Origin of the sequence: Solibacillus sp. FSL R5-0691 (genome assembly GCF_037974225.1) — a bacterium.
GTDB lineage: Bacteria > Bacillota > Bacilli > Bacillales_A > Planococcaceae > Solibacillus.
Genome location: NZ_CP150231.1, coordinates 681,843 through 698,449, shown reverse-complemented (window position 1 = coordinate 698,449; position 16,607 = coordinate 681,843). Strand labels below are relative to the sequence as shown.

The 16,607-nt window shown below is 39.0% G+C and carries 15 protein-coding genes; 2 read left to right on the top strand and 13 right to left on the bottom strand.

What is annotated here, in order from left to right; genetic code table 11:
• Nucleotides 1-49: 49 nt before the first annotated feature.
• Entirely contained in the window at nt 50-541 is a 492-nt protein-coding gene (locus tag MKY51_RS03330; protein ID WP_339175284.1) for a competence protein ComK, read from the top strand.
• A gap of 5 nt (nt 542-546) precedes the next feature.
• Here the strand turns inward: MKY51_RS03330 and MKY51_RS03325 are convergent, their stop codons facing one another.
• The 4 genes from MKY51_RS03325 to MKY51_RS03310 all read right to left on the bottom strand — a co-directional run bounded on the left by MKY51_RS03325 (nt 547) and on the right by MKY51_RS03310 (nt 5,382).
• Nucleotides 547-900 carry a hypothetical protein gene (locus MKY51_RS03325; RefSeq protein ID WP_339175283.1) on the bottom strand — a complete coding sequence of 118 codons (354 nt, stop codon included), beginning with the start codon at nt 898-900 and terminating at the stop codon, nt 547-549.
• Between the two features lie 198 nt (nt 901-1,098).
• On the bottom strand, nt 1,099-2,550 hold the full coding sequence (locus tag MKY51_RS03320; RefSeq protein WP_339175281.1) for a M20 family metallopeptidase: 1,452 nt from the start codon (nt 2,548-2,550) through the stop codon (nt 1,099-1,101).
• Nucleotides 2,551-2,561: 11 nt separating this feature from the next.
• Nucleotides 2,562-3,839: an amidohydrolase gene (locus MKY51_RS03315; protein WP_339175280.1), complete on the bottom strand. Its 1,278-nt coding sequence runs from the start codon at nt 3,837-3,839 to the stop codon at nt 2,562-2,564.
• 19 nt (nt 3,840-3,858) lie between these two features.
• A complete protein-coding gene (locus MKY51_RS03310; protein ID WP_339175279.1) occupies nt 3,859-5,382 on the bottom strand; it encodes an AbgT family transporter in 1,524 nt (507 codons plus the stop codon).
• A gap of 109 nt (nt 5,383-5,491) precedes the next feature.
• On the opposite strand from MKY51_RS03310, the gene MKY51_RS03305 reads away from it, so the two are divergent.
• Nucleotides 5,492-6,823 carry a hypothetical protein gene (locus MKY51_RS03305; RefSeq protein WP_339175278.1) on the top strand — a complete coding sequence of 444 codons (1,332 nt, stop codon included), beginning with the start codon at nt 5,492-5,494 and terminating at the stop codon, nt 6,821-6,823.
• Nucleotides 6,824-6,892: 69 nt separating this feature from the next.
• Here the strand turns inward: MKY51_RS03305 and prfB are convergent.
• From prfB to MKY51_RS03260, 9 genes are all read right to left on the bottom strand, one after another.
• Nucleotides 6,893-7,997 (bottom strand): peptide chain release factor 2 gene (gene prfB / locus MKY51_RS03300; protein WP_339176568.1). Its coding sequence is split into 2 segments (ribosomal slippage): nt 6,893-7,924 and nt 7,926-7,997, totalling 1,104 coding nucleotides; the frame shifts between segments, so codons are not numbered across the junction.
• A gap of 406 nt (nt 7,998-8,403) precedes the next feature.
• A complete protein-coding gene (gene secA, locus MKY51_RS03295; protein ID WP_339175277.1) occupies nt 8,404-10,914 on the bottom strand; it encodes a preprotein translocase subunit SecA in 2,511 nt (836 codons plus the stop codon).
• A gap of 304 nt (nt 10,915-11,218) precedes the next feature.
• Nucleotides 11,219-11,776 (bottom strand): ribosome-associated translation inhibitor RaiA, encoded by a 558-nt coding sequence (gene raiA / locus MKY51_RS03290; RefSeq protein WP_008407321.1) that lies wholly within the window; start codon nt 11,774-11,776, stop codon nt 11,219-11,221.
• A 159-nt stretch (nt 11,777-11,935) separates the two neighbouring features.
• Nucleotides 11,936-12,313, bottom strand: coding sequence for a PilZ domain-containing protein (locus MKY51_RS03285; RefSeq protein WP_339175275.1), 378 nt, complete (start codon nt 12,311-12,313; stop codon nt 11,936-11,938).
• Between the two features lie 238 nt (nt 12,314-12,551).
• A complete protein-coding gene (locus tag MKY51_RS03280; RefSeq protein ID WP_339175274.1) occupies nt 12,552-13,091 on the bottom strand; it encodes a competence protein ComK in 540 nt (179 codons plus the stop codon).
• A 637-nt stretch (nt 13,092-13,728) separates the two neighbouring features.
• Nucleotides 13,729-14,136, bottom strand: a complete 408-nt coding sequence (gene fliS / locus MKY51_RS03275; RefSeq protein WP_339175273.1) for a flagellar export chaperone FliS — start codon at nt 14,134-14,136, stop codon at nt 13,729-13,731.
• 44 nt (nt 14,137-14,180) lie between these two features.
• Nucleotides 14,181-14,540, bottom strand: a complete 360-nt coding sequence (locus tag MKY51_RS03270; protein WP_339175272.1) for a flagellar protein FliT — start codon at nt 14,538-14,540, stop codon at nt 14,181-14,183.
• Nucleotides 14,541-14,555: 15 nt separating this feature from the next.
• Complete coding sequence (locus MKY51_RS03265) at nt 14,556-16,103, bottom strand: flagellar hook-associated protein 2 (protein ID WP_339175271.1); 1,548 nt, start codon at nt 16,101-16,103, stop codon at nt 14,556-14,558.
• Nucleotides 16,104-16,160: 57 nt separating this feature from the next.
• Nucleotides 16,161-16,517: a flagellar protein FlaG gene (locus tag MKY51_RS03260; RefSeq protein WP_339175270.1), complete on the bottom strand. Its 357-nt coding sequence runs from the start codon at nt 16,515-16,517 to the stop codon at nt 16,161-16,163.
• Nucleotides 16,518-16,607: the final 90 nt, after the last annotated feature.

Below are 16,607 nucleotides of genomic sequence, written 5' to 3'. Positions count from 1 at the left end.
TAGTGAAAATTTAAGCGGTTAAAAAAGTAGGAAAGATAGGGGATACAAAATGATTAGTAATTTAACACAAAAAACCAATTACATTATTTCTAACTCTACCTTCTGTTTACAGTCCTATCAGCAACGAGATAAAATTCACACTGCCATTTTGGACAAGTACGGTCAATCTACATCTCCGTATAAACCTTTAAAAATCATTCGGGATACGTGCCGTCTGCACGGAAGTTCCTATGACGCCAGCAAATATCAGGCGAGACGGTTTTTCGGAGAGAATAAGCATAAACTGCCGATAATGGTGGCCTATGATTTCGGAGATCCTTGCATTTTATTCCCGCTGTTTTCGCCGTTTTCACCTCAAAATGTTTGGTTATCCTTGAACCCTATTATTAATATTAGTGAAGACGGTGATAAAACGCTCGTAACATTTGTTGATAATACGGAGGTTAGTCTGGATATCAATATGAAATCATTCAATCAGCAATATGTACGCGCTGCGATGTACTATAAATATCTGCTATTACAGCGCAATGCCATCTTATAAGAGCATCAGCTTTTTTTAAAATATTCAGCAAGAAGTAACTCACTTTGATTACGAAGGCGAATATTCGAATATCTCCTACACTCCATGATCCCCCCAAAGTAAAAATGATACTCGGTAAACAAATCATCCGTTTTGCCTCTCACTAAGCGCATCTGATGAAGTTTAAAATAGTCCTTCGTTTCTTTTAAGTCATGCTCTATTTTGATACGTACAGCATCGATTAATTGCAAATAGGGATTTTTAAATTTGAACGGACTTTGCTCCACTATTGAGTAATCCTTCCCAAGAATAATTAACAGCAACGGCAAATAAATCCCAGCCTCATAATACGGAATCGTTTTAGAAGGAATTTGCAGCATACGAATACCTCCAATTAATAAGAACGTTTGTTCGTATATGTATTTTCACATATTTCATGAAATCTGACAAGAGGAAAATTGTTACTCAGCTTAAATTTCACTAAAAAACCGTGCCTTAGCATTTACTAAGGCACGGCTTTTAATTTTCTAATGGAAAGTCTGTGTTTTCTAGAGTTTGTTATAAACTTACAACAAACCTTATTTATTATGTGCGTTTGGAAGAATCGATGCCGGAATCGGATTAACATACGAACCTTTTGTTTCAGCTAAAAATTCGCGTTTCGCCTCTTCAATCAGTTCCGGATTGGACAGTAAATCAACAGCTGTTGAAGCGAGCACTTTCGCTGCATATAAAAGTCCTTTATGCGCAATTGACGTTTTGCCCTGCGATACAAGCTGCCATGTATGTAATGGTGTACCAAATACAAAGCACGGTGCAAAGAATTGTCCAGTTGGAACGACCCAGCTCACATCTGCAACATCAGTAGAACCGGCCATTGTATAGTTAGATACTTCATATGGAACAATTTCATTTAAAAATACACCATCTGCATAGGCTTTATCAAAATCCATCGATTGAGATCCAGCTAATGTAGTGACTTCAGTTTTTGCTGCCGATATTTCATTTGGCTGTAGCGTATTGACCATTTCTTTAGCGTAGTTCCATTCATCGTTACTATATTCCGGCAAACCTATTTGTTGTAAATTTTTATATAGTAAACGGTTCAATGGATCATTCGGAATATAGTTAGAGCAAGCTTTATCAAACTTCACTGTTAGTTTAGTCTCTGTCATTAAAGCCGCACCTTCCGCAATTTTTATGACACGTTTATAAACATCGTCTACTTGCTGAATGTCTTTTCCACGAATGAGATACAATACTTCCGCATTAGCCTGCACAACATTCGGTGAAAGTCCTCCAGTATTGGTTACAGCATAATGCATGCGAACATTAGATGGAACATGCTCCCGTAAATAGTTTACGCCAACATTCATTAATTCTACCGCATCAAGTGCACTGCGCCCTAATTCAGGCGAGTTGGCTGCATGACTAGCGATGCCTTCAAACTCAAAATATACTTGATAGTTTGCAAGAGAAGAATAACTAAAAACACTCGCAAATGAATTGGGGTGCCATGTAAGGGCAATATCCACATCATTGAATACACCTTCACGGACCATAAATGTCTTACCGGATCCCCCTTCTTCAGCAGGGCAACCATAATACCGGATTTGCCCTTGAAGTTCACCTTGCTCAATTAAGTCTTTTAATGCTAGTACTGCTCCAATGCCTGCTGTACCTAATAAGTTATGTCCACAACCATGTCCATTCCCGCCATCGATAACTGCTTGGCGCGTTGCACTTTGTGGTACTTGGCTTAGTCCCGGGAGCGCATCATATTCACCTAAAATTCCGATTACAGGTCCCTCGGTTCCAAATGTTGCAACAAATGCTGTATCCATGCCGGCGATATTTTCAGTTACTTGAAAACCATGCTGACGTAAAAAAGTTGTGAGCAGTTCAACCGACTTCTGTTCCTGAAAACGTGTTTCGGCAATATCCCAAATTGAATTTGATAATGCTAGAATTTGCTCCTCATATTGTGTTATTAGTTGTTCGATTAAATTTTCATTAATGAGACTATTCATGGTGTCATCTCCTATTGCAGCTTTAATAATGTATTAAGCCATATTTTTATTGCCGTAAGCATATCTTCTTCCCGAATATCAAATTTTTCATGGTGATGGCCAGCCGCAAGTTCTGTCCCGATAATCGAGTATGTTGCTAAGCCCCCATATTTCTGAATACGATCCATAAAAAATGTGGCATCTTCAGAGCCTGAATTAAAGTTACTGTATTCTTCATACGGAATCTGTAAACTGCCTGCTACCTCCGCTAAAATCGCACTAAGCGCTTTACTTGAAGGAACGCTTATTGCTTGTCCAACTTTTTTCAACTCCACTTGAACCCCGTACATCATTTCAATACCAGCAAAGATTTCCTTGACTGCATTTTCATAAAACGCATTAATCTCTGTTGTTTCACCACGGACTTCAAGCTGCAGCTGTGCAGTAGAAGCTATGACATTGCGTCCTTGACCTGCATGTAATGTTCCGACATTGATTCGATGACTTCCCTTACTATGAGGCGGCAAACTATGCAATGCAATTGTTGCTTGGGCAGCTGCTAACAACGCATTTTTCCCTTCTTCAGGAACTCCTCCCGCATGTGCAGCTATACCTGTAATCGTTGCGTCAAATTTGGATGTAGCCAAAAAGCCTGCCGTACCTGCAATAAACTTTCCAGCTTCTACCCCTGTACCAATATGAAGTGCAAAGAAATAGTCTATGTCATCGAACAAAGGTGATTCAACGATAGAGGCCGCTCCACGCACACCTTCTTCGGCAGGTTGGAAAATTAGTTTAATCGTGCCCTTCAGCTGATTTCGATGTTGCATTATTTGTTCCGCTAATCCTAAGCCAATTGCAATATGACTATCGTGACCACATGCATGCATAAAGCCATCATTTTGTGACCTGAATGCTAAACGGTTTGGTAAATGTTCTACTTCTGTAGATTCAAAAATAGGCAGCGCATCAATATCAACACGGTAACATATGGTCGGACCTGGCTTCCCTGTTTCTAACACAGCCATTACTCCTGTATAGCCGCCTTCCATTTTCGAAAGCCAATTTTCATTCGCCCCGGCGTTTTTGGCTGCAGCGTAAAATTGTTCAATCATCGTACCGGAAGGAAGCCCCATCCGTTCTGACGCATTCAGCTCTTTGCCGACATATATTTTGTAGTCCCATTCTTGTAGTAAATCCGCAATTTTACTCGTCGTAAAAAATTCTAACCAACCTGGCTCAGGATATTGATGAAACTGTCTACGCCAGCTAATAAGTTGTTGTAAATAAGAATCGGGTATTTCAATCATTTGTCTCCCCCATTTCTATTTAATTTAGTTTGTAATAAATGCCCGGACCAATCGGAATATTGAAAATTACGAAAATTAACATTAATATAATCCAGAAAATCAAGAAAATGATTGTGTATGGAATCATTAAGGACATTAACGTACCAATGCCCGCCTTCTTATTGTATACCTGCATAAAACCTAAAATGATGGCAAAGTAGGTATTTAACGGTGTTACCATGTTCGTAGAAGATTCCCCAACCCGATACGCTAATTGTACGAAAGCGGGATGGTACCCTAATACTAAGAAGGTAGGTACAAAAATTGGTGCCACTAACGACCATAAAGCTGAACCGCTAATAATAAATAAACTCAACACAGCAACTAATAATACGAATAAGATAATCGCAAAAATATTAGTTAAGTTAATCATTGTTAAGAAATCTGCTAAATGTACGGCTGTCCATGTCGCAATATTCGTCCAGTTAAAATACCCGATAAATTGTCCGATCATGAAAATTAAAACTATGTAACCCGACAAATCTTTAATCGCTTCTGCCATAATATTCGGTACATCAGCCGATTTTTTGATCTTCCCCGTCGTTACCCCAAATGTAATCCCGACAACGACAAAGAATAGTAAAATAATTGGAACGATTCCTGATAAAAATGGTGAACGTAAAATCGTTCCGTCATCGTTTAATAACGGTGAGTTTGGAATTAATATTAATCCAACAATAAATGCAATGTATAATAAAGCTGCAATGCCGGCATTTCGTAATCCTTTTGCTTCAAGTGATGTAATGTCTGTACTTTTAGCAAGCTGATCGCCTTTATAGTTGCCGAGACGCGGCTCAATTATTTTATCTGTAATAATCGCCCCTAAAAATGCTAGTAAAAATGTAGAAGCAATCATGAAGAACCAGTTATCCAATGGTGACACAATTAATGTATCATCCAGTCCTTTTACAACTTCAGTAGTAATACCGGAAAGCAATGCATCTGTTCCTGCCACTAAAATATTGGCAGTAAATCCTATCCCCGCCCCAGCGAGACCAGCCGCTAAACCAGCTAATGGATGACGACCTAAAGTTAGAAACACAAGTGCTGCTAATGGTGGAATGACTACAAACGCTGCATCGGATGCAATATTTCCTAAAATTCCGATAAATACGACCATAAACGATACGATACGTTTTGGTGTCTTGGAAATCGCTTTTGTCATTACAGCAGAAAACAGACCGACCTTTTCAGAAAGCCCTATCCCTAACATCATTGCTAATACTAAACCTAATGGTGCAAAACCAGTAAAGTTTGTTAAAGTATTAGTTAGTATATAACGTATCCCTTCTTTAGAAAGAAGATTTTTTACAACAACTTCTTCTCCAGAAGTAGGATGCACAACAGCTGCTTGCATCGTTCCTAACACTAATGAGAATGCAATCAAAATTAGTGTTAAGTAAAAGAAGAGCATAAAAGGATGCGGTAACTTATTACCTACCTTTTCAATCATATTTAAAAATCTGTTAAATGCCCCATTATTTTTAGTTTCTACTTGTTCCATCGGTTCGCCTCCTTATTTAAAGACAATTAATTTCAATGTCTATAAATAAGAGGTTATAATAAACTGATAAATATGACAATACTTTTTTTAGAAAAAAGGAGGACTTAAGTTGAAAATCTGTGTTTTTTCAACAAAATATTCTTACACTTGGTTACAAAATATTCAACAACTCGAAATTGATAATGTAGAATTCGACGTTATTTTTTACACGGATTTACAGCATTTGACTGAGGTTTTCAGAGAAAATCATTCAAAATATCCGGCTGTATTATTTAGTGGGCAAATTCCTTATTTGCATATAAAGAAAAATTGCCCGACAGAATTTGCGGCAATGCCCTCTCAGTTTATCGATATTACGGAGCGCGATTTATATTTTACTCTTACAAAAATTCAATATGAAAATCCGGGGTTCCGTTTTACAGATGCGTTAATTGACTTTTTATACGAGGAAAATAATTATTTAAGCTTAAAGGAATGGTTGCCTGAAGATGAATTCCCTTATATTTTAAGTGAATCCATTCAAGTTTTCGGAGAACCGAATGCATATGAGCTCGTAGCTAAACGTCATTTGGATTTGTTGGATGAAGGAAAAGTGAAATTTTGTTTTACCCGTTTAACCAATTTGTATATGTATTTCTCACATGTTGACGTTAAACCCATTTTGGTAACACCTTCGTTGAAAAGTATGGAGGCTGCTGTACAAAAACTGTTAAAAGAAATAGAAGTATATAGCTTAATGAAAAGCCAAGTTGTCTGCGGACATTTGGAGTTTTCTTTTGCGGAAAACGATTTTTCAGAAAATGAGTACCGCCAAGTTGCACTTTATAAAGCGATTTTAGATTTTAACCGTAAGTTCGGCTATTCCCTTCTGATATACCGTTCATCACTTCATAATGAAATTATTACGAACTATTCGGATTACATACGCATAACAAGTGATGAGACAAAGTGTTCCTTAGCCACTTTTTTACGTGAACAGCTGCCCTTTAAAGTGAAAATCGGCTGGGGAATCGGCAAGACATTAACAATAGCTCAATCACAAGCGGAAAAAGCTTCGAGTTATTGTCAGAAGCCATTTACAGAAAGTTACCGGATCAATAAGGAAAATAAATTACTCGGCCCACTCGACGGCACCAATATATCCACTATTGCGGAACAAGCACATAGTTTCCTTGAGGAAATTGCAAAAAAAACAAACATTTCCATTTTCCAGCTTGAGAAATTATATGACATGATGAGGTCATGTGATAAAGATAAATTTACAGCAGAAGAAGTAAGCCTTCATTTATCGGTTTCGACTCGAACAGGAAATCGGCTATTAAAAAAATTAACCGAATATTCCTATGCTACAATTATCGAAACCTTAGCGACACCAACAGGAAAAGGGCGTCCTAAAAATCTGTTTCATCTTCATCTTGATGAAATTGATAACAAAAGTTAGACATAAGACCCCATAACAAAAAGAAGCCCCGGACAACAAAATGAATTGTTGTCCGGGGCTTCTTAAAAATTAATATGAAATTTGCGAACGTAAATAAGCCGTAATGAAAATATCGAGATCGCCATCCATTACAGCGCCAACATTCCCTGTTTCAGCACTTGTACGGTGATCTTTAACCATTGAATACGGATGGAACACATATGAACGAATTTGCGAGCCCCAGCCGATTTCCTTCTGCTCTCCACGAATTTCATCCAGCTGTGCCTGCTGCTTTTCGATTTCCAGCTGATACAGCTTCGATTTTAACATTTTCATTGCTGCATCACGGTTTTTAATTTGCGAACGTTCAGACTGACATTGTACAACGACACCTGTTGGAAGATGGGTAATACGTACAGCTGAGTCGGTCGTATTAATATGCTGACCACCGGCACCAGTTGCGCGGTACGTATCGACTTTTAGATCTTCTGTTCGAACATCGATTTCAATTTCGTCATTGAACTCCGGCATCACATCACATGAAACGAACGATGTATGACGGCGGCCTGATGAATCGAATGGTGAAATACGTACTAGACGGTGTACGCCTTTTTCAGCTTTCAAATAGCCATATGCATTATGGCCTGAAATTTGAAGTGTAACCGATTTAATGCCGGCTTCATCGCCAGGCAAATAGTCGATTGTCGTTACTTTAAAGCCGCGCTTCTCTGCCCAGCGTGTGTACATACGTAATAGCATCGAGCCCCAGTCCTGTGACTCTGTACCACCTGCACCTGGATGCAGTTCTAAAATGGCATTGTTTTTATCGTATGGTTCTGATAACAGCATTTGCAGTTCGAACTCTTCCATTTTTGTCTGGAATTCAGTAAGTTCTTTGCCTAGTTCTTCCTGCAGTTCTGCGTCTGGTTCTTCGCGTAATAGCTCGAGCGTCATTTCGAGATTTTCCTGTGTGTCGACTAAGTCATTGAATTCGTTGACAACTGCTTTAATGCCGTTGCTTTCATTAATAATTGCCTGTGCACCGTTCTGGTCGTTCCAGAATTCGGGTTCAAGCATCAATTCATCTAGTTCCTGGATACGTGCCTCTTTGTTTTCTAAGTCAAAGAGACCCCCTGAAGTCCGCTAGTTTTGTAGCTGTATTTTCGAGTGCATTACGCACATCTGCTAATTCCATCATATATTTTCCTCCGTATTTGGGTGTTAAAGTTTTCGTTTTCTATCATCGTTGATTTCCGCTGCGGCGGACGCTTTCCGGGGGCGTGAGGCCAACACGATGTTGGTCACAAAAGCGTTGCCACAGGACGTGGCGTTGTTAGCTTTTGTTCCTTGTCTCAGGCGTCACGCTATTCCCCCAGGAGTCGCCGCCTTCGCTCCAATCAACTTAGTGCCATTTATTTTTAAATTTAAGCACCTTATATTATTGAGGCACTTAAGTTTTACCAAAGCTAGAGGGTGAGTGAGCAATCAATCGGAAAAGTCCCATATTCCTCACCAAATGTTAGCACTTCCTCATTTCAACCTTTATGAAAAAACAAACCGGGTCATTGAGCATAGTTTCAATGACCTCGGTTTACTTGCTTTTATTGGCCTACGCCGTGGCATGATTTGTATTTCTTGCCGCTGCCGCATGGGCATGGGTCGTTGCGTCCGATGTTTTCGGCTTTTCGTGTCGGTAGTTTTTTCGGTTTGGCTGCACCTTCTTCTTTCGGGTTGACAGCTTGGCCTTTTGCTACTTCTTCACGTTGCAGGTTACTGCGGATTTCCGCTTTTAATGCGTACTTCGCTACATCTTCACGTACCGCTGCGACCATGTCTTCGAACATTGCGAAACCTTCTTGCTGGTATTCGCGTAATGGATCGTTCTGACCGTAAGCTCGTAGGTGAATCCCTTGACGTAACTGGTCCATTGCATCGATATGGTCGATCCATTTCGAGTCGATTGAACGCAGTAAAATAACCTTTTCAAATTCACGCATACGTTCTGGTGTCATCGCTTCTTCTTTTTCATCATAAGCCGCTGTCACTTTTTCAGAGATGAACGCGATCATTTCTTCCGGTGATTTATTTTCAAGCTGCTCTTTTGTAATAACGCCTTCATCTAAAAGATTTGCGGCAATATAATCTTCCAGTGCATCAAGTGTCCAGTTTTCCTTCTCGCCTTGTGTATGAAGGGCCACTTGATTTTCGATTGCCTGAGAAATCATTGACTCTACTAATGCACGCATATTTTCCGAATCCAATACTTCTTCACGCTCTTTATAAATCACTTCACGTTGCTGACGAAGTACATCGTCGTATTGTAATAGACGTTTACGTGCATCGAAGTTATTCCCTTCAACACGTTTTTGTGCTGATTCTACGGCTTTTGAAACCATGCCTGATTGGATCGGCTGTGTATCGTCCATACCAAGTCTTGTCATCATCGACTTCATCTTATCTGAACCGAAGCGACGCATTAACTCATCCTCTAAAGAAAGATAGAATTGCGTTACCCCCGGGTTCCCTTGACGACCTGAACGACCACGAAGCTGATTATCAATACGGCGTGATTCATGACGTTCCGTACCGATTACCGCTAAACCGCCGATTTCAAGTACACCTTCACCCGGTTTAATGTCCGTACCACGACCAGCCATGTTTGTTGCAATTGTAACTGCACCTTTTTGGCCGGCATTTAAAATGATTTCCGCTTCACGCTCATGGTTTTTCGCGTTTAAGACGTTATGCGGAATTTTAAATTTCGATAAATACTTTGAAATGATTTCCGATGTTTCGATCGCAACCGTACCAACTAGTACCGGCTGACCATTACGGTGACGCTCTGCAATATCTTCCGCAACCGCTTTGAACTTGCCTTCCATCGTCGCGAAAATAAGATCAGGGCGGTCATCACGCGCAATCGGTTTGTTCGTAGGAATCGCTACAACCTGCATATTGTAGATGTTGCGGAATTCCTCTTCCTCTGTTTTCGCTGTACCTGTCATACCCGACAGTTTCTCGTACATACGGAAATAGTTTTGGAATGTAACGGTCGCCATTGTCATCGATTCATTTTGAATCTCAAGACCTTCCTTCGCTTCAATCGCCTGGTGTAAACCATCCGAATAGCGGCGGCCTTTCATTAAACGTCCAGTAAAGCCATCAACGATTACAACTTCCCCATCCTGCACAACATAGTCGACATCTTTATGCATCGATGCATGTGCTTTTAAGCTTTGGTTGATCGCATGGTTTAAACGGACATGTGTTAAATCGAATAAGTTATCGATGCCAAACGCACGCTCCGCCTTTTCGATCCCTTGCTCTGTTAATGTTACACCTTTTGTTGATTCTTCATAGTTGTAATCTTCATCCTGCTTCAACATACGGGCAAAAGCATTTGACTGTACATATAGCTGAGCAGATTTCCCTGCTTGTCCGGAAATGATTAACGGTGTACGCGCTTCATCGATTAAAATCGAGTCAACCTCATCGATTACTGCATAGTAAAGCGGACGCTGAACGCGGTCTTCTTTGTAAAGCACCATGTTGTCACGTAAATAGTCAAATCCAAGTTCATTGTTCGTCGAATATGTAATATCCGCAGCATATGCTTCACGCTTTTGCTCTTTTGAAAGACTGTTCAGGTTCAGACCGACCGTTAAGCCCAGCCAATTATATAATTCTCCCATTTCAGTCGCGTCACGGCTTGCTAAATATTCATTGACCGTTACGACATGAACACCTTTACCAGTAAGCGCATTTAAATAAACGGACATTGTCGACGTTAAAGTTTTACCTTCACCGGTTTTCATCTCCGCGATATTACCTTCATTTAATGCAGCGGCCCCCATAATCTGCACACGGAACGGGAACATGCCAAGAACACGGCGAGACGCTTCACGAATTGTCGCAAATGCTTCAGGCAACAAAGCATCCACTGTTTCGCCATTTTGATAACGGTTTTTAAATTCTTCTGTTTTCGCTTTTAATGCATCATCAGAGAGGTTTTCAAACTGCCCTGCCAATGCTTCTACTTTATCTGCAATCTTTTCTAAACGCTTTACTTCTTTTTTATTGAAATCAAATAATTTATTTAATATGTTTGCCATCGAATTGGTCACTTCCCAATAAATAGTCTCAAAGTATATTTTAGCATTATATATGCCGGTGGTGCAAATGGACTGACGCAATTGGTAATATGCATCCAAATTTTCACAAGAAAGAAACTCAACGGGATATGGAATATTTTATTGGCCACTTTTTCGTAGATATTAGTCACTTTAACAACGATAATTGCCATTCAGAAGTACTTATTAGCCACTTTACATTTTTATTAGCCAGTTTGTTGCAAAGTTTTCACTACCTGAAAAAACGGATTGCCTATTTCAGGCAATCCGCTTGGAAGTCAATCATTTAGTTCGTTTCGATTAAACCGTATTTTCCGTCTTTACGTTTGTAGACGATGTTTGTGCCGTCTGTTTCTGCATCCGTGAAGATATAGAAATCATGGCCTAACATGTTCATTTGTAAAACGGCTTCTTCCTGATCCATCGGTTTTAAATCAAATTGCTTCGTACGAACGATTGTATATTCATCCTCTGAAGATTCAGCGTTCGCTTCCATTTGAGATGTCACATTGGCGAAGTAGACACCTGTCCCTTCACGATCACGGAATTTACGGTTTACTTTTGTTTTATGTTTTCGGATTTGACGCTCAAGCTTGTCGACAATTAAGTCAACTGCAGCATACATGTCGTTATGACGCTCTTCGGCACGCAGCGTTAAATTTTTCATCGGAATCGTCACTTCTACTTTTGTTTGTTTATCATTATAAACCTTCAAATTGACGTTAGCGTTCGCGTTAAGATCTTCATTGAAATAGCGTTCTACCTTTTCAATTTTGTTCTCAACGTAATCTCGAATCGCTGGAGTTACCTCAATATTTTCACCACGAATGTTAAACTTTAGCATGTGAACTCCTCCTTCATTACTGCTCTTAATTATCTATTCTACATTCATCAATAAAATCCTGTTACGACTTGAAACTTTTTTCATTTTTCGACAAGTTGTCCTACAGATTGATAAGAAAGACACCGTATCGTTATATGGAATCAATGGTAACCAACCAAATTACTTACGTCCGACTTCTTTTTTCCGACGAACTTTTAATTCACTGACGATTAATTCTTCAATACCTGGCTGATTTTCGAAGATCAAACCATATTGAAACTTATCGCCGTACTTCTTCTTCCATACGATGTCTCCAATGGCCTTAATCAATACTTCGTCTAAAATGAATTCCAGCTCCAACTGCACCAGGTTATTATTATTTTCACCAATTTCCCGAGAAGAAAACATTTTCATTCCGTGCGGGCTCACATCGATGATTTCACAAGGGTATTTTATCACCTCTAATTGTTCCTGTTTTCCATTGATCAATTCGGTAAAATTTGCTTCGATTGGGACACCAAAAGTAAAGCGAAATCCTTCTGTGCGTTTAAACGCCATAACCGTTCCCCCTAGCCATTCATTACTACAATTTATATACCCACATTATGATGTAATATACGATTAAATGTCTATGTGCTTAATTGCTATTTTAAGGAGAATTTGTGACTTCAAACTCATGACCAATGAACCAGAATTTTTCTCGTTTTCATTAAAGGATTGTGCTATTGATAAAAAATTGAGAAACAAAAAGAGTTTCACACATTGGGATGCTCCGTTGCGTAAAACTCTATGCTTATTAATTGATTACATATTGTTCATTTAGTTCTGCACATTTTAACATTATTTGTTGCTCGGTATTTGAATATTGATGACCGTAAAATTGTTTTAGTAAGGCCGTCGCATAATAGCTTTTTGCTTTAGTCCACTGTTTATTCAGTCTGCTGTGCGACACAGGCACTTTAACTCTCTCATTATGTGTTAATACGACGATTGAGTGATTTTCCATATATGGTTCAATATCATGGACATGGTGCAATGCGAAATACATACACTTTTCAGTATTGCGCATAGCCTCTGTTGGAAACCAAATTTGAACTAACGGAAATCTCGGAATCATAAGCGGGTTTATAGAATTTGAGTTCAGGACCGCTTTTGCCGCTTCCTTAGCACCCTTTAAGCTCGAACCATGTTGTTTCAGCTCTCCATCCAGCAATTGCATCGGTGTAAATGGAACCTTTTTATAACCTGATGGAGTGATTATGTGCGTATAAAGATTATTAAGCTGATCAAATTCAGGCTTTAATACACAGGCATCATACAAGGAATTTCTATACATTTTCCATACTCCTTCCAATTTATAGTTATCATTTTTAGTAAAAAGGAGTATACTTATAATATGTCGGTATACTCCGGCGTCCAAACCTCAGGTGATGTCTATGCAGGATCTTCACTTGGGGTTTTTTATTTTGCCATTTCACATACTCACTCACCCCCTTTACGGTTAGCTTAATCTGGTAACCGCTTTCTTCGATGAATAAAAGTAATAGAATTTTCCAGCCAAAAACAATATCGAAACGCAACAAAGTTGAATAGACGACTTAACGAAATTTTATGTATTAGGAAAACGGATGAAAAGTTTGGAATCATGGGGTGTAGTGGCATCTTGGGGTTTAATATTACCGTTTTCTATTTAGCAAAAGGCGAATATTAATTTATTGATGCTGATGATCGTAGGATGTTTTTAGATTATTGTAGGTCCATTGGTTATGTATAGTTAAACTAAACCAAATGGTATCAAGCAAAATTTGCTAATTATTTACATTATACAAAATAGTACAATATAATCAATACTATTTTGACTATTTTAAATTTTATAAATAAAGAAGTCGAAATTTGAGAGAAAAGTTATAATTAAAAAAGCCGATGTGGGAAGAAGATTGTAGCTTCCTCACATCGGCTTCTGTATTTATATTTTATACTTGTCCAGCTGTACCGTATTGCTGCTGGCGAGTAATTTTGATAACTTCTTTCCATGTGTCACGGAATTCTGTTACTAGGCCTTCGACTTCTGTGATAATTGTTGAATCGTTATTAATATTCGCTTCCATTAAACGGCGGTTCATGTAGTCGTATAATGGAATCATTTGCTTGGATACTTCAAGATCTTTATTTAAAGTCGACATCAGTTCAGAAATAATCGCCTGTGCCTTTTGGATGTTTGTGTTTTTTTCTTCGATGTTTTTTTCTTCAATCGCTTTTTTAGCTCTCGTTAAAAATTTCAGGCAGCCATTGTATAGCATTAACGTAAGCTCACCCGGTGACGCCGTAGTCACACTGTTTTGTTTATATGCATTAAAAGCAGCTGCTGTTTGAACTGTCATCATACACACTCCTCTATAGTTAAAACGCGCATATCGGCACGTTATTATTTCTTTTGATCGTAGTACTTCCCGTCCATGACACGAACGGACGCATACGGGTTATTATACTGCACTTCGCTCTTCTTTGCTGTCTGGACGTTTTTCATATCCTGTCTGATTTCACCCATTAGCGATGCCAGACGTTCCTGTATCCCTTTATCGAGCTCTTGTAACAGCGCATGCTGCGGGTTTGATTTGGACAACCGGATATTTTCCTGTTGAAGGGAGGCAATGAGCTGGCCGCGCTTTTCCAGCAGCTCATCAACCGTTTTTAATAGTGCATCACGGTCTTCTGTTTGCCACACTTCCCCAAGCTGTTTAAAAAGCTTCGCGGAAACTTGAAGTAATTGCTGTTCTACCGCCATGTTTTCGCCTCCGCTCTATGAGTAAAACATATTTGATAATGAAGCAGATTGGCTGTTCGCCTTGTTAATCATCGTTTCCATCGCTGTAAACTGTTTCCAGTAGCGATCTTCAATAGAAACTAACTTAGTTTTCCAATCATCTAGACGACTATTTACATTTTTCAGATACTTCCCTAACGTATACTGGGTTTCCGCCATTGAGCCACGACCCGCACGCTCATCAATTTTCTTCTCAATTACATCCAGTTCATCACGGATTTTACGCATGAAACCTCGAGTATCGCCTGTTCCTGTTGACCCATCTACTTTTGTGACAGAAGCAGATTTCTCGCCACTCATTGTGAGCAATTGCACCACCGCATCAGGATCTTCCTCCAATGCTTTACGTAATTTAGTTTCATCAATTTCAAGCGTACCTCCACTGTTGTAATCTTTTGAAGTTCCGATACCGATTGTATAAAGGGCATTGTACTTTTGATTCGTTACCGCATGATTTGTCTGGTATACAAGACCACGCAGTGATGAAAGTCCGCTTGTAATTATCGAATCATTTCGCAACAAACCGCTTTTCGCACGCGTTTCCCAATTCTCAATATCTTTTGTATCCATCTCTTTCTTTTGAAGCTCTGTTAATGGTTGATAATCGCGATATTTAGGCTGTTTTGTTTGAGCAATCAAATCTGTGATGAAGCCATTATATGTTGCGACGAATTCTTTTACTTTCGTCATGATTTCATCAACGTTTGTGGACGATGTCATTGTTACAGAGGGTTCTGAAAATTCGGCTTTTAATGTAATATTATAGCCGTTTATCGAAAAGGCGTTTGTTGTACGTTCCGTTAAGATACCGTTTACTTGAAACTCAGCATTTTGACCTGGCTTTGTTACTAAGTTATTTAACCCCAATTTTTCAAATAATAACTTGCCATTACCATCTGTGATCATTGCATCTGTTGGCGTTTTACCGTCCTCTTCAACAGCCTGACCTGTGTTTTTAGCTGTAATCGATAACTGTCCATTTTCAAATAACGCAGTAACTCCTGCATTACTTCCATTTATTTTATTAATAAATTCGCTTACAGTTGTCTTCTCATCAATTCTAATTGAGACTATTTCGCCCATTTTCCCTTGAGTATTAATTGCCTGAAGCGTAAATTCTTGTGGCATATCCTTAGCACTACCAAATAAAGAACTCAGCTTTGTATCTCCTGTTACGCCATCAACTTTATTGCCAATACCACGTGCTGCTTCAGCTAATTTTGAAACTTTCTCTATTGAAAGGGAACCCGAAGCAGAACCCGTTGCAACCGCCGACACTAAATCCGAATTTGAACTTGTCGCGGTCTTCGTATTTAAGCTTTTTAAAATAAAATTATCGGCAATATAGGTATCTAACGTCGTCATCTTTTTATTAACGTCACGGTATGCATCACGCTGCCATTCGTAAATTTGCTTTTGCTGCTCAAGTTTGTCCATAGGCATTCGCTCGGCTACCATTAATTTTTCTACAATACTATCTATATCCATCCCTGATGCTAAACCACCTATACGCATCGTTGACATATAATCTCCTCCAAACTACTTATCCATCTATTTTATCCAGCATTAATACAGCAGGAATTAAATTTTCTTATCGACAATCATTCCTACGAGTTTTTGCATTTCATAAAATACGTCTAGCACTTTTTTTGAAGGAATTTCACGAATCACCTCTTGTGTTTCTGAATTCACGAGCTGTGCATAATACGTATCCAGTCCTTCATGGAATACAAATTTTAGTTCGCTGTTATTAATGGTGAAAAATTCATTTAAAGAATCAATCGCCTGCTCCAGCTTTTCTTTAGTATCTTTCCCATCTACAGTCGTTTGATTTTGTTGTTGGGTAATAACATCCACCTGTTCAGGTCTTGGCGCTTGACCTTCTAACGACTGCTGGGTCATGTTTGACATTAAAATACTTGTTCCATCAATTCGCATTTATACCCCTCCGTTAACTTTCCTTGTTATGTATTTTATCGGCTGGAGATTTGTTTTTTTTATGGTCGATGGAAAGATGCTAAAATTATT

Coding starts and splice junctions, on each gene's coding strand:
- MKY51_RS03320 (WP_339175281.1), bottom strand. CDS start 2,550: ATGAATAGTCTCATTAATGAAAATTTAATCGAACAACTAATAACACAA.
- fliS (WP_339175273.1), bottom strand. CDS start 14,136: ATGACAGTTCAAACAGCAGCTGCTTTTAATGCATATAAACAAAACAGT.
- MKY51_RS03270 (WP_339175272.1), bottom strand. CDS start 14,540: ATGGCGGTAGAACAGCAATTACTTCAAGTTTCCGCGAAGCTTTTTAAA.
- MKY51_RS03315 (WP_339175280.1), bottom strand. CDS start 3,839: ATGATTGAAATACCCGATTCTTATTTACAACAACTTATTAGCTGGCGT.
- raiA (WP_008407321.1), bottom strand. CDS start 11,776: ATGCTAAAGTTTAACATTCGTGGTGAAAATATTGAGGTAACTCCAGCG.
- MKY51_RS03260 (WP_339175270.1), bottom strand. CDS start 16,517: ATGCGAATTGATGGAACAAGTATTTTAATGTCAAACATGACCCAGCAG.
- MKY51_RS03265 (WP_339175271.1), bottom strand. CDS start 16,103: ATGTCAACGATGCGTATAGGTGGTTTAGCATCAGGGATGGATATAGAT.
- MKY51_RS03310 (WP_339175279.1), bottom strand. CDS start 5,382: ATGGAACAAGTAGAAACTAAAAATAATGGGGCATTTAACAGATTTTTA.
- secA (WP_339175277.1), bottom strand. CDS start 10,914: ATGGCAAACATATTAAATAAATTATTTGATTTCAATAAAAAAGAAGTA.
- MKY51_RS03280 (WP_339175274.1), bottom strand. CDS start 13,091: ATGTATAGAAATTCCTTGTATGATGCCTGTGTATTAAAGCCTGAATTT.
- MKY51_RS03330 (WP_339175284.1), top strand. CDS start 50: ATGATTAGTAATTTAACACAAAAAACCAATTACATTATTTCTAACTCT.
- MKY51_RS03285 (WP_339175275.1), bottom strand. CDS start 12,313: ATGGCGTTTAAACGCACAGAAGGATTTCGCTTTACTTTTGGTGTCCCA.
- MKY51_RS03325 (WP_339175283.1), bottom strand. CDS start 900: ATGCTGCAAATTCCTTCTAAAACGATTCCGTATTATGAGGCTGGGATT.